Below are 17801 nucleotides of genomic sequence, written 5' to 3'. Positions count from 1 at the left end.
ACATAGACGCGGATCTATGTAAACAGTGCGCCTGCGATATTTTACAGCCCTGATCAACGCCCTACATTGCAATGAAACCGGCGCTTTGCCCATAAAAACAACAATTACCAGCATAGGAATATTCGTATGTCAGGGTCCCCACAGTCTGCGCACGCACTCGAAGCGAGCAGCGGGTTGGCCATCGAAGGCCACTCGATCGATTACATTCCAGAAAACGAACGTCACGCCAAACTCAGCAGCCAGGGACCTTTTTGGTTTCTGGGCAATTTCCACTTCTTCACCATCTCTATCGGCTTTGTCGGCCCGAGCCTCGGCTTGTCGGCGCTGTGGACGATGCTGGCCGGTGCGCTGGGCATCATGTTCGGCACCATCTTCATGGCCTTCCACGGTTCGCAAGGTCCGGAGATGGGCCTGCCGCAAATGATCCAGTCCCGCGCCCAGTTCGGTTATCGCGGGGTGATCCTGGCCTTGATGGCGACGATGTTTGTGTTCGTCGGCTTCAACGTGGTGAACATCTCGCTGATCATGAACGGCCTCGAACATGTCTTCGGTATCGACCCGACCATTGTCGCGGTGGCGGTGGTGCTGATCGGTGCGCTGCTGTCGATCTACGGCCACGACCTGATGCACAAAGCCTTTAAATGGGCGTTGTTGGCCACGTTGCCGCTGTATGCGTTGGTCACGATCGCCTTGATGTTTGGCGCCGGCCAAGAGGGCGTTGCCCCGGCGACGGACCTGGGCTTCAGCTGGGTTGCGTTCGCCACCTTGTTTGCCATCGGCGCCAGCTACAACATTTCCTATGCGCCTTATGTGTCCGACTATTCCCGTTACCTGCCGAAAAACACCAGCCGGCCAAAACTGATCGCCGCCGTATTCATCGGCGCCTCGCTGTCCGGCGGCTGGATGATCGGCCTCGGTGCGTGGCTGGCGCAGCAGTTGAAAGCGGTGGATGCGCTGGTGGCGTTGAACCAGGTCGGGTCTTCGATGATTCCGGGGCTGGGCAATGTCTTGGTAATTGTCTCGGTGGCGGGCTTCCTGCCGATCATTGCGCTCAACACCTACAGCGCCATGTTGACGCTGCTGACCGGCGTCGACTCGATCAAAAAAATCACCCCGACACCACGCGCCCGAGTGATGTCCATCACCGCGATCAGCGTGATTCTGTTGACCTGCGTGCTGTCGATCAAAGGTGACGGCATCGCGCTGTTGAACACCTTCCTCGTATTGCTGCTGTACTTCCTCGTGCCCTGGACCGCCGTCAATCTGGTGGACTACTTTTTTGTGCGCAAAGGCCGCTACGCGATCCCGCACTTCTTCACGCCAAACGGCATCTACGGCGCCTGGCAATTTCGCGGCATCGTCTCGTACCTGATCGGCTTTGCCGCGATGGTGCCGTTCTTCTACATCTTTGACGCCGCCGCCAACAAAGAGGTATTCGTCGGTCCGCTGGCACGCATGCTCGAAGGCGTGGACATTGCCTGGCTGGTGGGATTGGTGGTCTCGGGCCTGACGTATTACCTCCTCAGCCGCTCGCTCGACCTCGCGTCCGAACGCCGGATCATCGACTCGATTACCGAGAGCGACATCCTTGCCATGACCAAACCGTCTGTGGAGGAGGTGCGTTGAACACTGCAAAAAACACCGTGGTCGCCTGCTGCCAAGTCGCACCGAAAATCGGCGACCTCGCGTTCAACCGCACACTGACCAAACGCGCCATTCGTTCGGCGGCCCATCAAGGGGCACAGATTGTGGTGCTTCCCGAGCTGGTGCAGAGCGGCTACGTGTTCAACGACCGCAACGAAGCATTGTCCTTGGCAGAAACGGTCGAAGGACCGACCTTGCGCCTCTGGACGGCACTCGCCCGTGAGCTGAACATCGTCGTGGTCGGCGGTTTTTGCGAACGCCTGGAAGGCGACGAGTTGGCTAACAGCGCGGCAATGATCGATGCCCAAGGTTTGCGCGCTGTATACCGCAAAGTGCATCTCTGGGATGCCGAGAGTGAAATTTTCAGCGCCGGAGACGCTGCGCCGCCGGTGGTTGAAACGGTGCATGGGCGAATCGGGATGTTGATTTGCTACGACCTGGAATTTCCAGAGTGGGTGCGACTTCCGGCACTGGCTGGTGCGGATTTGCTTTGTGCGCCGGTTAACTGGCCAGATGGACCCAGGCCGCCGAACGAACGTCCGGCGGAAGTGGTGCGGGTTCAGGCCAATGCGTCGGTGAACCGGATGTTTATTGCCGCGTGTGATCGGCATGGGCATGAGCGAGGAGTTGGTTGGGTGCAGGGTTCGGTGATTGTTGATGCGGATGGTTATCCGCTGGCGGGGCCAGCGGAGCAGGGGGGGGAGCAGATTTTGTTGGCGACGCTCAATCTTGGTGAGGCGCGGAATAAGCGGATTAGTGCGCGTAATGATTTGCATCGGGATCGGCGGGAGGGGTTGTATGGATGGGGCGGGGAGTAAAGCGGTAGGCCGTTCCTGTTTTGGTTGCCAGATGCCGTGGTGGGGAAGGGCGGGTTCTACTTTTTTGTGCAAACCGCATATGAGGTTTTGTAGACAAATCAGGTGACAGCTCAGGGCGGGAGCTGCCTAACCCGAGCAGAGCGCTTCTGGTCGATTGCTTCCTGATATGAAGGACAGCAATCGACCGATTCTGTTGAAAAAGCCGGTCTGCCCAAACTGCCTGATCATTGACTGGTGAAACCGCCTTTTCTGCACGCTGCTACGTGAAATCCGAGTCCGGAAGCCTCTGCCAAAAGTAAAGATTTCAATCTTGGACGCGTACTTTTCTGATGCGCAAACCATGGCCGACTGTTTTCAACAGAATCGACCCCATGCAGCCTGTCGGCGCTGGCTGTCAGCCCGCTTCGGCAGTCGGGAGAACTCGAAACAGAAGGCACTGATGAGACCGCTCAAAAATCAATGTACAGCATTGCATTGGATCAACCCATTGCCCAAACGGGCGGCCCGACAAAGCCGCCCGTCGCATTGATCCTGTGCCCTAGTTGCCTGGCTTGTTCTTGATCATTGCTTCGACCTGCCTTTTCACGGCCTCAAGGTTGAAGGAAGCCGGGTCCTGCATTGGGGGGTAGTCGATGGCCGTGAGGGCCAGTTTCGCGACTGCCTGCTGAACAGTGACGAACCTCCAGAACTCGCGCGCAAAGAAGTCATTCATGTACCCTCCACCTAGGTCGTTGAGGCTTTGCTCGCCGATCGATGGTGTCCGCTCGAAGGGGTCCTGCCGAATATTGACCATGGTCGGCATGTCTGTTGTGACCTTTGCACCGGGCCAACCCTGCGGTTGTTGGTAGAATTGGTACTTAAAGTCATCAATGCGGATTGCACCTAACTGAGGACCACCGAAGTAGAAGAACTCATGGCGTGCGGACGGGCCTTTGCCTTGCAGCAGGTCCAACTGGTTGTAGCCGTCGAGGTGGTTTTTGTAGGTGTTCTGGCCCAGTTTCACACCTTTGAGCAACTGGTCGGTGATGTTGGGATTACCCGCTGCGGCCACGAGCGTGGGGAACCAATCCAGAGCAGAATAGATACCGTTCTCGACCGTACCGGGCTTGATCTTACCCGGCCAACGGATAATCGCCGGTGCACGGAAGCCACCTTCCATCACTGTTCCTTTGGTACCCTTGAACGGCGTCATACCACCATCGGGCCAGGTAAACACTTCCGCACCATTGTCGGTGGTGAAAACGACGATGGTGTTGTCGGCCTCGCCCGCATCCTCCACGCATTTCAGGATGGCGCCAACGCTGTCATCCATTTGCGCCATGCCAGCTTCTTCGAGCCCATAGTTGGTCTTGCTATTCATGAGGGCTTGGTATTTGGGCGACAGAAATGTCCAGACGTGCATGCGCGTCGTGTTGTGCCAAACGAAGAACGGTTTGCCGTCTGTCTTGGCTTTGTCCATGAAGTCACACGAAGCCTTGACCAGCACTTCGTCGAACGTTCCCATGTCGTACTTGGCCTTTGGGGTTATGTCGTGCATGTTCGGCACGTTGGACATGTCGGGGTATGGCGCCAGAGGCCCCTCGTCCACGATCTTCTGCTTGCCGATCTTACCCCAGCGCGGCTGCTCGGTCGGGTCGTCCGTATCGGTCGCATAGGTATGCAGCAGATTGCGCGGTCCGACTTTGTCGCGGTACGACTGGTCATTCGGGAACGAATACCAATAGGGATCAGACATAGCGTCGAGGTGATACAAGTAGCCGAAGAACTCGTCGAAGCCATGCAGGGTCGGCAGGTATTTGTTCAGATCGCCGAGATGATTCTTGCCGAACTGACCGGTGGCGTAGCCCTCGGTTTTGAGGGCTGCGGCGATCGTAGCCGCTTTGTCCGGCATACCTACATCAGCGCCGGCCTGGCCAACAGTCGTCAGGCCTGTGCGCAATGGGATTTCACCCGTGATGAAACTTGCCCGGCCCGCAGTGCAACTCGCCTCTGCATAATAGTCGGTGAACATCATGCCCTCAGACGCCAGCTTGTCGAGGCTCGGCGTCTTTCCGGACATAATACCTCGGTGATAGGCGCCGATATTGAACCAGCCGACGTCGTCTCCCATGATGACGAGGATATTAGGTTTCTTGTCCTGAGCTTGCCCCGGAACAACGAATACGCCGGATGACAATGCAACAGCCAGGGTGAAGCATTGCACGCTTTTTATAGTCATGACCGCTATCCTCCCGCTAGTGCTGATTGAAAGCTGCCCACCCTGCCGATTGAAGTTTGACCCAAGGCGGTTTGCTATTTTCGTATCAGTAACGGTGGATAAGCATAGCAGCGGATTGGCATCGCCAAGGGGCAGACAGCAGGCTAAAACGCTTTGGAACTGCTGGTCTTGATTGAGTTGCTCAAAAGGAAAGGGGACGGATTTATTTTCCAGAAAAATAAATCTGTCCCCTTTTTTGCTCCCACCTATGCTTAGCACACCCCTCATTAGGCGTCATCTCCCATGCCTGAAGCCCGTCCCCTTCAAGTACTTAACTCAAGGCTGCGTGTTCCAGTTGCCCACCCTGAACAGGCAGGTCATCGATGTATCAGAACTTAGCGCTGCTTGCTGCCTTCCTCCTTATCTACAGCATATTTGCGGGGCGCTTCGAGTCACGCCTGCTGAATGGCCCGCTTATGTTCATGCTTGCCGGTCTGCTTCTCGGCCCGGCATTTCTGGGCATTCTGCAACCCCGGATTGACAGGGATGGCCTCAAGTTCTTGGCTGAGCTGACGCTGGCGATTGTTCTGTTTAGCGATGCGGCCAACGCCAACCTGAAGGTCCTGCGGGCCAATGAAGGACTTCCGCTGCGCTTGCTGATGATAGGGCTGCCACTGACCATAGCGGGTGGTTGGCTAGTCGGTGTCTGGTTGTTCCCACAGGTCCCACCGTTGGAATTGGCAATACTGGCAACCCTTTTGGCTCCCACCGATGCTGCGCTCGGTAAAGCTGTTGTGAGCAATCCCAAGGTTCCCGCGTCCGTGCGTGAAGGGTTAAACGTTGAGAGCGGGTTGAATGATGGAATCTGCGTTCCAGTGTTGCTTATGTTTTTGGCATTGCTGGTCGAACAGCAGACACGGTCCCCTATCTCATTGGCATTAGAGTTGGTTATCGAGGAACTGGGCATCGGTGCATTCATCGGTATTACCCTTACGCTCATCACCTGGTGGTTGCAGCGCTACTCCGGAAAACACCAGTGGCAAACGTCCATGTGGTCACAGTTGACCCTGCCCGGGCTCGCCATTCTGTGCTTTGCCACAGCGCAAACACTAGGTGGTAGCGGGTTTATCGCCGCGTTCGTCGGTGGGTTGCTCGCAAGTTTTCTGTTTACCGAGCAAAAGCACCAGTTGCTCAAGGCCAGCGAAGAGTTCGCCAGCCTGTTATCGGTCATTACCTGGGGCGTATTTGGCGCACTGGTGATCCCTTGGGCCTGGAGCAGTCTCACCCTGAACATCTGGCTTTACTCGGTGCTCAGCCTGACCGTGATTCGCATACTGCCCGTGCTGATCAGTCTGGTGGGAACCCGCTTCGATTTCGAAACCCGCCTCTTCATCGGTTGGTTCGGCCCGCGAGGTCTGGCCAGCATTGTCTTCGCCGTCATGATATTGGCCTACCCTCTACAAGCAAGTCGTACCTTGGTGGCTACTGCTGTCTGTACCGTTTTACTCAGCGTGCTATTACATGGTTTGAGTGCCAATCCATGGGTTGCACGGCTGGCCAGTCGTAATCATTGATATTTGTCAGAAACACCACAGTTTTTGCGGGTGTTAGCGTTGTGACGTGATGATGACTACAAACGAACGGCTCGTCAGCCGTCATCTACACAGGATGGACTACCTATACTGGGTCGTTTTCAGCCGGTCGCGACAGGCTGCAATCGGCCGATTCTGTTGAAAAAGTCGGCCATGGTTTGCGCATCAGAAAAGTACGCGTCCGAGATTGAAATCTTTACTTTTGGCAGAGGCTTCCGGACTCGGATTTCACGTAGCAGCGTGCAGAAAAGGCGTTTTCACCAGTCAATGATCAGGCAGTTTGGGCAGACCGACTTTTTCAACAGAATCGGTCAATAGCTACCGGTGAGCGTGGAAGTTCGGTTGAGCCATTCCCCGCCCGACGTGTTGATCGAGCGCGGAACCTGATTGCTTTCGTAGGACGGATAACGCGCCAGCGTTATCCGCCGTGGAGGGGCCGGCGTATTACCTATTCCGGGTTATGCGCCCTACGGTACTAGCGATGGTTGCGATAGCGTTCGGTCAAGGACTGCACGAGGGTGACGTAGGATTGCGTCTCGGCGTAGGGAGGCACCCCGTTGTACTCGACCACGGACGCTTCGCCGGCGTTGTAACCTGCCAACGCCAGCACCTGGTTGCCGTTGAAGCGCCTGAGCAGCCAGGCCAGGTAGCGCACGCCGCCACGAATGTTCTGTCGTGCGTCGAACGGATCGTCCACGGCGAAACGCTCGGCGGTGGCGGGCATCAACTGCATCAGCCCCTGGGCGCCGGCTTCGGAAATGGCGTTGGGGCGAAACGCCGATTCGGCATGTATCACTGCGCGGACCAGCGCCCTGTCGACACCATAATGACCCGAAGCGGCTTCGATCTCCCGCCGATAGGAATGGGTGTCCAGGCGCAGTGAGGCGACCTTGAAATCCTTCGGCGCCATGCACAGATAGCAGTCCTTGATGTAATAGAGCTCAAGGACATCGACCCGTGCGGAGATCCCGACGGGGCGCCGGCTCACATATTGACGAACACCCTTGTGGATGAAGGTGTACACCCGAATCCGCACCGCGCCTGAGTCGTCGTCCCGCACAACCCGTGGCAGGGCCATTGCCTTGGTGCCGACACCGGCGCCCGACATGCCATTCAGGCGAGTGCAGCGGGCGCTGGCGATGGCTTGGCTGGTGTAGCTGATGGCTCCGTCCCTGGCTTGGCACTTGAACATGGCGCTGGCGCACAGTGGAGCGACCAGCAAGGCCAGCTCGATGCAGCCAAGAAGGCTCTTGCGAGCCCATCGCCATGCTCTGGAACTCATCACATCGCTCCGCGCCGCAGGCGCCGATCAGGCCTGGGGCGCCTGGTTTGGGCGCTGCCTTTGAAGGGCCTATTCTGGGTGACCCGTCTTTTGTTCTGATAGTTATACCCCTTGTAACCGGCCTTGGAACTTGCGTTGACGTACGGGCTACGCACTGACCGAAACACGGCTGCTTCCAGCGAAGACCCAGCGGTTCATCGAGTTCATACGCGACCATCTCAACAGTGCTTAATGCCTGACGACTGGATAGGGGGCATCCCGACGCAAACGAATGTCTCCTTCTGGCCGATAGCCGACTGATTCAAGAGACCTCGTTGCCACCACAATTGCGACGGTCACCCCTATAAATTCGACAGAGGCTTCCTGGATGCTTCCAGTTTTCACCGTCTGTAGGAAGTGCGTATCAGCTTATTCAACAACTCTTGAGAGCGCGTGTTTAAACGCCCTCAACGTTACGTCCTGAAAGCTACAAAACCTTGTGCCATTGCCTACGGCTACGCCAGAATCCGCCGGCTTGTGCGCTTTTGGGGCACTCGGTAACTTGATTCGTGTCACTGCCCATCAGTGATCGGGTTTAGCAGCCCGTCGTGACGAAGCGCATCTGCATCCAGACAGTCAGGTCATTTCATGCCTGCACTTCATGGTAGCTGTGCGCAGGGCGCCCTCGGGCGCGCCGGAATCGTCTCCGCCGGTCTGCTAACCTGCACACAGCTGCCACCCTCCGTTTAGCAGCGATTCGGTGACGGCTCCATATTGTTGGAGACTTTAATATGTTCAAGGTCACACCCAATCCACCAGACACCGATCCAGTGTCCCCGTACGAACCCGACTCAAAAAAACTCAACGAGGCCGCCGAGCGCGCCCTCAACTTCCACTTCCCCTCGAATGCCGACATCAAAGCCACCAAGCGAACGCGCAGTACTCTGTTTTCTGTGGACCCTGAAGCCACAGCCGAAACCCTGGCCGTATTTTTGGTCGAGACGCTGGCGTCGGTCGATGTGATGGTCCATCAGTTGGTGGATCATTTGGAGGGTGAGTCGCGTTATGCCTTGCTGGGCATTTCCAACAGCATCATGGTGGCGGAGATCACGGCGAACCGGGTGCTGGATAAAGTTGAGCCTACCTAGGTAATCGCTGTTCAGTGGAGAGGGAGTTTGTCGGAAGCCCGCATCGACCCGCTTAGCAGCGAAGTGGCCTCAACCTATGGGCCTGCTGCGCAGTCCAACGGGGCGGTGCGGCGGTCCGACAAGCCCCCTCGCCACAGGTTGCTCATCGTTTGATCTATCTATTTTCATAAAAACGGGACGCTCAGCGTCCCTTTTTTTACTGTTGGCCTGGCTCGCACTAGCTTGCCCACGGGATTTATTCCCGAAGCACCTTTTCCATGGATTTGCCTTTGGCAAGTTCATCAACAAGCTTGTCCAACTGGCGGATTCGTTTCATCAGCGGATCTTCAACATCCTCCACACGGATACCGCAGACCACACCTTTGATGAGGCCGCTGTTTGGATGCATCTCTGGCGCCTGAGCGAAGAAGGCTTCGAAGTCGACCTTCAGCGTGAGCTGTTGCAATAGACCCGCCTGGTCGTAGCCCGTGAGCCAGCAAATGACGCGGTCAACTTCCTCTTGTGTACGCCCCTTGCGCTTGGCTTTTTCTACGTACATTGGATAAACCGCCGCAAAGGGTGTCGAGAAGATTCGATGTCCGGACATCTGCGTTTCTCCTGGTGCGGCTCGGTTTGATCTAGCCTTGAGTTAAATCACGCGGGAGAAAAACACCATGCCCCTCGCTCTCAGAAATCTGTCGGCCCTTACTTTGGGTGTCTTTTTTTGCATGGCCGCGTGCGGTCAAGGGGAAGCAGACATCAATCACCCACCGGCAATACTCCCGTTGGAGTCTGAGGCGGTGCCAAAGCTCATCGTCTATCCACCGCTGGCCGAGCCGCTCGCCCGTGGTGTTGTCATTATCCAGTATCGAACAGAGCACGCCAGGATCATGCCGGTATTTGGCAAGACGGCTGCTGATGTATCACCACGCCTCGGTCACCTTCACGTGACCGTCGACGATAGGGAGGGGACATGGGCGCACACCAGTGAAGACCCGATTATCTTGGTTGGACTCAAACCCGGCACGCATAAGGTTCTTCTTGAAGTGGCCGACCCGACTCACAAAATCCTCACCAGTACGATAGTGAGTTTTATAGTTCCGGAGAAGAAACCAACGGACGCCCCCCACATTGACGATAGTCACGCAGTAAAACCATAACTGTTGAGTGTTCATGGCTAACTACTGTGGTGTGATTAGCCCCGGATTTCTTAGACACATCTGACTGACTGCTCTTGGCTGTGGATTCAACCGGCCCGATGCGCTTGGCTATCGGTTCAGGAGAGGTGCCAGCAATGCACACATACCGCGCCAGTGCGAACCCTCCCAGTAAATCCGTTGGCAGGCGTCGCAGCGCAGAAAGCGCGAATAGAGGGCGCCAATGCGTGGCGGCACCTGCGGCCGAGCCAGTTCCGGGCTGATCTCGTGCAGCGGCAGGTTGCAATGAAGGCACAGGCTGAATGGCCTCGCGCTGCGCGCCAGGTCGAGGCGCTCATACAATTCGCGCAACTGCAGCGACGGTTTCAGGGCATGCACGTAACAGCCATGGCTGATGATCCGCCGCTTGAGCAGTTCGCGGTCGCGGGTTAGCACGATGCGTCCTTGCTGTGCAGCGATCTCGGCGATCTCGCTATCCTCGAAGCCATTGTCGTAGAGGGTATCGAAGCCGCTCATGCGCAGCAGACTGGCCAGCCCGCCAAGGTGCGCATCAGCGACAAAGCGCAGCACTCGCAAAGGTTGCGCACGAACCTTCAGCATCGGGCTGATGTCCAGCGTTTCGAACTTGGGATACACCGCCAGCCGGTCACTGTCGAAGATCACCCGCTCGAAGCCCACCGACTCGCCGTTGAGCAGCACCAGTTCGACCTCGGTGTGCGGTATCCCGAGCGCCTCGATCATGTGCTTGACCGTCGCCCCTTGCGCGCACTTGCAGGTAAAGGACTGCCGCCGCCGTTCGGCCGGCAGGAAATCGTTGAGCTCCTCGTAGAAGCGAAAGGTTGCACTGGTCATGTTGAACAGTATAGGCAGGGCTGCAAGTTGAGCGCCTAAAATGGGGGTTGAGTGGAAAGGTGGTCTGTCGCTTCCTGCGATTATCTTGGGGCGCTTGGTTCGGGACTACGCTAAAGCCATGCGGGTCGTCGATCAATGGTGACCCACTGTTCGCGCTGTGTCCGTCCTTGGAGCGCCCAATGCCGCCCATCACCACGCGCCTGGTGGCGCTGTTTGTTCTTTGCCTGACCTTTGAAGTGCCAGCCCAGACCGACGCCTGCCCAGCTGGCGAGACACGAGTATGCCTGGACAGCTGCATCTGCCTCCCAGCCGGGGGACAGCTTGAGGGTCTCTACCAGCTCGCGGCACCTGCCTTGGCGCTGTGGTTGACCCAAGCCCGCGCTGAAGCAGCCAACGCCGACATCCAACCCATTCCACCGCACATCCGGGAGCAACTGCTGCGCTGGTACGACCCCAGCGTCCTCGATACCGCGCGCTACAAAGTCAGCGACAACGGCCAATTCAGCGCCGCCACTGCCATGCTGCAAAACCCCGATATCGGCGCCGTGACGCTGATCGACATCATCCTCTTCCGGGATGCTCAATCCGCAGAAGAGAACGTCATGCTCTGGGCTCACGAATTAAAGCATGTGCAGCAGTATCAGGAATGGGGGGTAGAAGGATTTGCCCGGCGGTATACACAAGATTTCAATGCTGTGGAGGCGCCGGCTTATGCCATACAGGCTGAGGTCAGACGGGTGGTGCGGGAGTGACTGACTGTAAAAAGGTGACGGAAAAATAGATCCGTCCCCTTTTTTAAAGTTCTGTAACGGTCAACTGTGGATGAACGTCCAGAGATCGGTATTCAGTTTGTCGATAGCGGCTTTAAAGTCCTTGGTGGTGATTGACTGCTTGTCGTTCTCTAGCTGAGTGCCAAATACCTTGCGCACCACTTTGGCCATTGTCTGATTGGTTTTCGCGTCAATGAACTCGGCTTCGATGAACAGATTAGTGTCTTGATCCCGGTGACCGGTGGCTGCCTGTGTCGCTCCGACAACGGCCGCGATCGGCATAACTTCATACCACTTCATGCCTTCGTTCGAAGCGCTGACGCCAGTGATTGCCGCACGCAGGATCAGCGGGTGTGACCCGGCCGGTGCAGCGGCCGCGCTAGACGCCCTCCGGTATTTTTGGCCCAGCACGCTTTTGGCCTTCCTGGACATGTAGTTCTGCAAGTCGGCCAGAGTCTGCTGATTGACCTGCTCATTGGGTTTCGGCGCGGGATAAAACTCCAGCGTTCTGAACGCGATGGTGTCATAAGCATTCGGGTTCCACGACGGGCTCACCCAGCGCATTGCCTTCTCACCCGTGGCGGTGGTCACTTCTTCCAGGTTGTTGTAGTTGGACAAGAAACCGGAGTACTGCTCGCGCTCAGTGACTTGGGAGGTGCAACCGCCGAGTACCAGGCTGGCCAGTGCGACGCCGACAAACAACTTATGGGCCAAGGTCATAGTGGCTTCACTCCACGATTAAGTCGGGTTCCGTCAACAGAAAATCAGAAACGCCAGGTCATGTTTCCAGTCACGGCTTGAATCCAGGCGTTGTCGAACTGACCGCAGATTTGATTGCCCGTTGTGGGCTTGGTCTGCTCCACCGGCATGTCGCCGAGCCAGTCATGGCCCAACTGATGTTGATGTCGGTGTCCTTACCCAGAGCATAGGTGGCTCCTGTAGCAATGCGCCAGGTTTGGCCGATGCTGTCCGTTACGAAGGACAGCAATCGACTGTGGATTCAGCACGCGGTGCTAGACTTTCCGGTTGATCAGCCGTGAGAACCCGGTATGAACGATGAAAAAAACGACGCGATTCAAAGGGCGAAACCTGACAGCGGAACTCGTCGCTTGTGTTGAGCGGTTTGAGCCCGATCCTGGACCCGAACCGGGCACGACCGAACACACCAAAGCAGAGTTTGACGCGATGGTGGAGGCACTTTTACGTGAATACAAACCGGAAGATCTTTGGATCTTTGCTTATGGCTCACTGATATGGAATCCGGAGTTCGAATTTGTGGAGAGCCGTGGCGCCACCGCCTATGGGTGGCATCGGTCGTTCTGCCTGAAACTTACTCGCTGGCGCGGCACACGCGAGTTGCCTGCCCTGATGTTGGCCCTCGACCGCGGTGGAAGCTGCAACGGGTTGGCATACCGGCTTCCAGCGCAAGATCACTTCAAACAACTGGGACTGTTAATGTTCCGGGAAATTGACGCAAACCCACCGACCAATGTTCCGCGCTGGATTTCGGTTAAAACCGAGACTGGGATATTGCGTGCATTAGCCTTTGTCGCAGCACGCGACGGAATGGCCTATGCAGGCAAGTTGCCAATGGAAAAGGTTGCACATGTGTTGGCTCGCGCAGCCGGGCATTGGGGCTCGGCAGCCCAATACCTATTCCGGACCGTGACAATGCTGAAAGAGCATGGCATTCGTGACCGTAATATGTGGCGCATACAAAGCCTGGTCGCACAGGAAATCGAAGAGTTGGGAAAGAAAGGGGACGAATTTATTATTCCGTCCCTTTTTGGAAAATAAATCCGTCCATTTTTTACTCCTTTTTTTCTTTTTTACCTTACGTATCTCTCCACCGATCGGCGAGAATTGCTGCGCGAAGACGAGGGTTAGCGCAACGCGCTGGCTCTTCTTTCTACAATCCTGAAACTCAAGCGTACGGATGTTCCCTGTTGTTCATGGCGGGTCAGACTGGCTTCTCCACCAAAACTTTCCATGATCTGCTTCACCATAATCAGCCCTATGCCTAGCCTGCCTTGCTTAGTGGTGTAGAAGGTTTTGAACGCCATCATTTCTTGTTGCCGTGACGTTCCATTCCCGGTGTCACCGATGATGAGATGCAGCCATTGATGGGTTTCATCCACATAAGCCTGGATGGATAATTTTCCCCCGCCCTGCATTGCCTCTATTGCATTGGCAATGACGCTATTGAGAATTTGAGAAAGCAAAAGTGGATTACTGATGATTCGGAGGGCGGGCTCATTCTTGAACTCGACCTGGATTCTTGACTGAGCCAATTGCGCGCTGAAGCCGGCCAAAGTGGCGTGTACCACAATCATCGGTTCCACCAGTTCTGCCTCTCCACGGATCGGTCGCAAGCACAGCAGCAATTCGTGCACCCACTGCGACATCCGATCCACTTGGTTGACAATATCGTCGATATTCTTCTTGGAAGGTTGGCCGTCCATTTCACTCGCCAATTCCGCGCTGGAGCGGATGCAGGCAAGTGGATTACGCAGACTATGAGCGACCGCCGTGGACATTTCGACCAAGCCCACGTAGGTCTTGTTGGCGACGAGCTGGGCTTCCTGTGACGCCAGCTGAATCGATGCCCGTCGAACAATCCAATACAACCCGAAGTAAAGGATCAGACCGCCCGCCGCCGTAGACAGCCAGATTATCCAGTGGCCACGATTGAGTCGTTCGATTAGATCGACCGGTTCCTTGTAAATTTCCACCACTGCCAGAGTATTCCCCAGATCATCTACCAGGGGGATGTAGCTCTCGATGAAGAACATTTTGGGAGCGAGCAAAAATTGCTGTTCTGGACGGCGTTCATCAGCGTTGCTGTATTTGGTGGAAATTCGGCCTTTCGAGTTGAATGCCGCTTCAAGTGGTTCGTCGTTCAGAATTTTTTGTCCGATAAGCTGCGGATTGGTCGACCACATCACTGTCCGAAGAGGGGAGTAGATGCTAATCAGGAGTGAGTCCGGGAGGTACGAAAGGTGGTCGAGGAACTCGGAGCGGGCACGGTGTCTGTTCAGCGACATTTCTTCCGACAACACTCCATTTTGGGTGGCTGCCAAAACGTCGCCCATCCGCATCCCGGCCAACTCGTGGTGACGTATCTCACCCAGGGCGATGGTCTGGATAAATTGCGCTGACAACAGGGCGTCGCGCTCCAGGCTTTCGATGACCAGGAAACGGGTCGACACTGACCCCAGCCCGATGGCTATCGCGCTGATCAGGATGAAGCTGATGATCGAAAACCATCGCAGGAGGTTGGGTGGTTTTGTCGGCGAAATTGAGTCGGCCGCTCCTCGATCAAGGCGTCTGAAAAAAGCTGAATTTGGCTGCATGGGGAGTGTCCTTATTCATGCTGCTCGTCCGGTTGTAGCAGCTCGAACAACTCAATGAGTTCTGGATGAATACCCAGCATTCTCTGTGCCAAAAACCTCAGACGTACATAACGTAGGGTAAGGCAGGCAGTAATCGTTCTGTTTAGTGCCTGAGACGGAGCAGACGGAGTTTTCCAGGCATTCGTCAGCGCGAAAGCAAACGCATTCCTGGGGAAATAGAACCAACTCTGGGGACAATCCCCCTGTGAAGGGTGATGTCAGGGGCGTCTATAGAAACCAGTAAGCTGTTTTGGGGTGAGAGCGACGCTGGTCAGTGCCAGCGTATGGCCGATTGCTGCGTGTTACGAAGGACTTCCTCTCGAGGCACACCCCGTTCCTTGAGGCAGGCCTGAGCATCAGAGCCCGCATGCCGGGCCCTGATCGTCGAGCTGCGTAAAAGATAAACCCCCGAATCATTTAGCCAATCCGTCGCGTTAACGCGTTAGCCAGATTGTGCGCTAGCTTCGGTTCATTCCGGCGTTGTGGCCAGGAGGAGGGATCGGCGTGATTGACGATTCCTCCTCCTGGAGTCCATGCCGATGATCAGGCTTGCGCCGCACTCATCCCGGCAGTGGCCGTGGATTTTTTGCGCACCGCTTGATAAAGCAGGCTGGACACCATGAAGCCCACTATGGCCAGTACGCTCATCAGGCTGAAGACATAGTTGTAACCCTGTTGACCGGGGAAGTGGTCGAGGATCGCGCCATAGATGACGTAGGCAAACATGCCGGGTGCATAACCGATCAGGCAACCGATGCCGAAGGCCGAGCCGGTGATGTGCTGGGGAATGCCGACTTCACCCATGGGGGCCCAGAACACGCCGCGCATGGAGAACACGATCAGGGCGAAGGACAGGGTGGCGGCCATGCCCGCATAGATGAAGCCCGGGCTTTTCGGAATCAGCATGATCACGCCCATCAGCGGCAACAGCGCCAGGAATGCCCACTTCAGGTAGCGGCTGGTGCTCTTGAACTGCTTGTCGGCAATGAAACCGCCGGCAGGCCCGCCGAGGATCTTCAGGAAGTACTGGTTGATGATGCCGTAGGCGCCCACCAACGCCACGGGCAACCCATACATTTCCTTGAGGTAGGGAATGAAATAGGTCAGGCCGCAGTAGACGATGTAGACCATGAACACGTTGAGGCTGACCAGCCAGATGCCTGGAACCTTGATCGCTTCCATCAGGTTCGCCAGACCATTCTTCGGCTTGGCCGCCGACTGCGCGTTGCCGCCCTTGAGCAGGAACCAGGTCAGGGTGCCGGCCAGAATGTCGATGACCGAGTAGAACAGGATCGCCGACTTCAGGCCGGTTTCGCCCGAACCCATGGCGACGAACACGCCCAGGGCGGAAAAGGCCACCAGTGTATCCACCACGCCACGCCCGCCTTCGAGCAGGCCGAACAACCGGCCTTGCTCCTGATCGTCACCCAGGTTGCGGATGGCTTTGAGCAGCGATGGCCAGAACAGGCAGTCGGCACAAATCGCCAACAGACTGAACACGATCAGCAAATTGCTGAAGGGCGGAAAGGTCGCCAGGTACAACCCCAGGCAACCGGTCCCGATCAGGCCGAGGGGGATCAGTTTGCGCGTGTCGTAGCGATCGGCGAGCAGGCCGCCAAGCACAAACAGTGCGGTAGCGATAATCGCGTTGGCACTCAGCAGCATACCGATTTCAGTGTGGCTCAAACCCATGAATTCCTGCATGGGTACATAGAAGGCGTCCTTGAGGTTCGCCAGCTTGTAGATGGTGCCACCACCGAGGATGAGGATCAGGAATCTGAGCCATTTGGCCTTGTTTTGAGTTGTCATTATTGTTCTCCGGGCGTAATCGGGTCGTCAGGTTCAGGCGTTGGAAGGGCTGGCCAGGGTCAGTTCGGCCAAGGTGCGAAATTCGGCCAGCAGGCTTCGGACATAGGCGACCTGGTTGTTCGCCCAGCGGTGTTCATCGGCCAGCATTCGCTCAAGCGAGTAGCCGTTCGGGAGCGGCGTTTCGCTCATCTCCCGGTAAGCAATGAAGGGATCGGCCGCCTCAAGGCTCTGGCGGAAGGCCGGGGCCACGTAGTGGTTTTCCTGCTCGAGAATGAATGCGATCACCTGCGGGGTTGCTTCGCCCAGCATCAACAGTTCGAACAGCATGCGGGCGCTGGGCAGATCGTCCTCGTCGCTGCCCTGCAATACGCCGTAATGGCCGAAGCCGTTTTGTTCGGGGACGATGCGCACACCCTTGAGGTGAGTCTGGCGGATGTGCGGCGCCAGGTTGCGCAGGGCCTGCAGGGGCTGTTCGCAGGCATTGATCATGTTGCCGAAGTCGAACAGGGCATGCAGACGAGGGTGGTTGAGGCGGTTGAGCAGTTGCGCGATTTCGCCGCTCTTGAGTTCCTCATGCTGCTCGAAGTCAAAGTACAGGTTGTGCTCGTCGGCCTGCTGCGCGAGGTAGTGCAGGTCGGTCTCGATCACGTCCATGACCCGCGACAGCGTGCCCTCGTAACGTGAGTAAACACGGATGTTGCGCACCCCCAGAGTCCTGGCGATGGCGATTACCTGATCGACATCCTTTTTCAGCGTACTGCTGATTTCCAGGTGCACATCCAGCCCCAGCGCTTTGGCCTTGGCGGCAAACGCCTGGAGCTGCGCGGGTGACATTTGGCTCAGGCTGTTTTCCTCGCCGTCGAGCAAGTGCAGGCTCAGGCCTTGCAGCTCGTGGCGATAGGCGAAGTCCAGCAGGTCGGCAGGGGTGACACGACCGTGGGTGAGGTTGGTCAGTAGCGGGTAGGCGTGGGCAAACAGGCGCAATTGCCCGAGACGCTCAAGCAACCGCCGGGCCAGTGCGTCCGTCAGCACGGGAACAGCCCCGTCTTCGACCACCTTATGGCTCAGCAAGGCGTTGAATCGTTCCTGGATCTTATTGTTCATTAGAGTCGTTCCTGGTTCAGACACCGGGTCTACCGGCGCAGCCTTTATCGCGCCAGTCAGGAACTCTCGATAGATCCA

At 56.6% G+C, this 17801-nt stretch carries 15 protein-coding genes and 1 pseudogene; 7 read left to right on the top strand and 9 right to left on the bottom strand.

What is annotated here, in order from left to right; all coding sequences use genetic code 11:
* Positions 1 to 126: 126 nt before the first annotated feature.
* Together ACWGZX_RS02960 and ACWGZX_RS02955 are read left to right on the top strand one after the other, a co-directional pair.
* Complete coding sequence (locus tag ACWGZX_RS02960) at positions 127 to 1626, top strand: purine-cytosine permease family protein (protein WP_452627236.1); 1500 nt, start codon at positions 127 to 129, stop codon at positions 1624 to 1626.
* Positions 1623 to 2462 (top strand): nitrilase family protein, encoded by an 840-nt coding sequence (locus ACWGZX_RS02955; RefSeq protein WP_452627235.1) that lies wholly within the window; start codon positions 1623 to 1625, stop codon positions 2460 to 2462. Before ACWGZX_RS02960 ends, ACWGZX_RS02955 begins: the two co-directional genes overlap by 4 nt.
* A 538-nt stretch (positions 2463 to 3000) precedes the next feature.
* Here the strand turns inward: ACWGZX_RS02955 and ACWGZX_RS02950 are convergent.
* Positions 3001 to 4680, bottom strand: coding sequence for an arylsulfatase (locus tag ACWGZX_RS02950; protein WP_452627234.1), 1680 nt, complete (start codon positions 4678 to 4680; stop codon positions 3001 to 3003).
* 362 nt (positions 4681 to 5042) lie between these two features.
* Here ACWGZX_RS02950 and ACWGZX_RS02945 point away from each other — a divergent pair, with 362 nt between their 5' ends.
* A complete protein-coding gene (locus tag ACWGZX_RS02945) occupies positions 5043 to 6233 on the top strand; it encodes a cation:proton antiporter (RefSeq protein WP_452627233.1) in 1191 nt (396 codons plus the stop codon).
* A gap of 493 nt (positions 6234 to 6726) precedes the next feature.
* Here ACWGZX_RS02945 and ACWGZX_RS02940 read toward each other — a convergent pair whose 3' ends face one another.
* Complete coding sequence (locus tag ACWGZX_RS02940; protein ID WP_452627232.1) at positions 6727 to 7533, bottom strand: lytic transglycosylase domain-containing protein; 807 nt, start codon at positions 7531 to 7533, stop codon at positions 6727 to 6729.
* Positions 7534 to 8303: 770 nt separating this feature from the next.
* Between ACWGZX_RS02940 and ACWGZX_RS02935 the strand changes: the two genes are divergently transcribed.
* Positions 8304 to 8660, top strand: coding sequence for a DUF6124 family protein (locus tag ACWGZX_RS02935; RefSeq protein ID WP_452627231.1), 357 nt, complete (start codon positions 8304 to 8306; stop codon positions 8658 to 8660).
* A 235-nt stretch (positions 8661 to 8895) separates the two neighbouring features.
* Here ACWGZX_RS02935 and ACWGZX_RS02930 read toward each other — a convergent pair whose 3' ends face one another.
* The gene (locus ACWGZX_RS02930) at positions 8896 to 9246 is read right to left on the bottom strand and encodes a DUF2200 domain-containing protein (RefSeq protein WP_452627230.1); all 351 of its coding nucleotides are present in this window, start codon (positions 9244 to 9246) and stop codon (positions 8896 to 8898) included.
* 67 nt (positions 9247 to 9313) lie between these two features.
* On the opposite strand from ACWGZX_RS02930, the gene ACWGZX_RS02925 reads away from it, so the two are divergent.
* Positions 9314 to 9799 carry a DUF6130 family protein gene (locus ACWGZX_RS02925; protein ID WP_452627229.1) on the top strand — a complete coding sequence of 162 codons (486 nt, stop codon included), beginning with the start codon at positions 9314 to 9316 and terminating at the stop codon, positions 9797 to 9799.
* 108 nt (positions 9800 to 9907) lie between these two features.
* Here ACWGZX_RS02925 and ACWGZX_RS02920 read toward each other — a convergent pair whose 3' ends face one another.
* Positions 9908 to 10648, bottom strand: a complete 741-nt coding sequence (locus tag ACWGZX_RS02920) for a Mut7-C RNAse domain-containing protein (RefSeq protein ID WP_452627228.1) — start codon at positions 10646 to 10648, stop codon at positions 9908 to 9910.
* A 179-nt stretch (positions 10649 to 10827) separates the two neighbouring features.
* Here ACWGZX_RS02920 and ACWGZX_RS02915 point away from each other — a divergent pair, with 179 nt between their 5' ends.
* On the top strand, positions 10828 to 11400 hold the full coding sequence (locus tag ACWGZX_RS02915; RefSeq protein ID WP_452627227.1) for an eCIS core domain-containing protein: 573 nt from the start codon (positions 10828 to 10830) through the stop codon (positions 11398 to 11400).
* 60 nt (positions 11401 to 11460) lie between these two features.
* Here ACWGZX_RS02915 and ACWGZX_RS02910 read toward each other — a convergent pair whose 3' ends face one another.
* Positions 11461 to 12138 (bottom strand): DUF3313 domain-containing protein, encoded by a 678-nt coding sequence (locus tag ACWGZX_RS02910; protein WP_452627226.1) that lies wholly within the window; start codon positions 12136 to 12138, stop codon positions 11461 to 11463.
* 44 nt (positions 12139 to 12182) lie between these two features.
* Positions 12183 to 12382 (bottom strand): annotated as a pseudogene (locus ACWGZX_RS02905) (transporter); the annotation flags it as partial.
* A 92-nt stretch (positions 12383 to 12474) separates the two neighbouring features.
* Here ACWGZX_RS02905 and ACWGZX_RS02900 point away from each other — a divergent pair.
* Positions 12475 to 13215 carry a gamma-glutamylcyclotransferase gene (locus tag ACWGZX_RS02900; RefSeq protein WP_452627225.1) on the top strand — a complete coding sequence of 247 codons (741 nt, stop codon included), beginning with the start codon at positions 12475 to 12477 and terminating at the stop codon, positions 13213 to 13215.
* Between the two features lie 86 nt (positions 13216 to 13301).
* Here ACWGZX_RS02900 and ACWGZX_RS02895 read toward each other — a convergent pair whose 3' ends face one another.
* The 3 genes from ACWGZX_RS02895 to ACWGZX_RS02885 all read right to left on the bottom strand — a co-directional run bounded on the left by ACWGZX_RS02895 (position 13302) and on the right by ACWGZX_RS02885 (position 17723).
* Complete coding sequence (locus ACWGZX_RS02895; RefSeq protein WP_452627224.1) at positions 13302 to 14771, bottom strand: sensor histidine kinase; 1470 nt, start codon at positions 14769 to 14771, stop codon at positions 13302 to 13304.
* 582 nt (positions 14772 to 15353) lie between these two features.
* Complete coding sequence (locus tag ACWGZX_RS02890; protein ID WP_452627223.1) at positions 15354 to 16619, bottom strand: MFS transporter; 1266 nt, start codon at positions 16617 to 16619, stop codon at positions 15354 to 15356.
* 33 nt (positions 16620 to 16652) lie between these two features.
* Positions 16653 to 17723: a sugar phosphate isomerase/epimerase family protein gene (locus ACWGZX_RS02885; protein ID WP_452627222.1), complete on the bottom strand. Its 1071-nt coding sequence runs from the start codon at positions 17721 to 17723 to the stop codon at positions 16653 to 16655.
* Between the last annotated feature and the right edge of the window lie 78 nt (positions 17724 to 17801).

The sequence above is a fragment of the Pseudomonas sp. CLCA07 genome, assembly GCF_053615335.1.
This window is presented reverse-complemented; position numbering and strand designations above follow the sequence as displayed.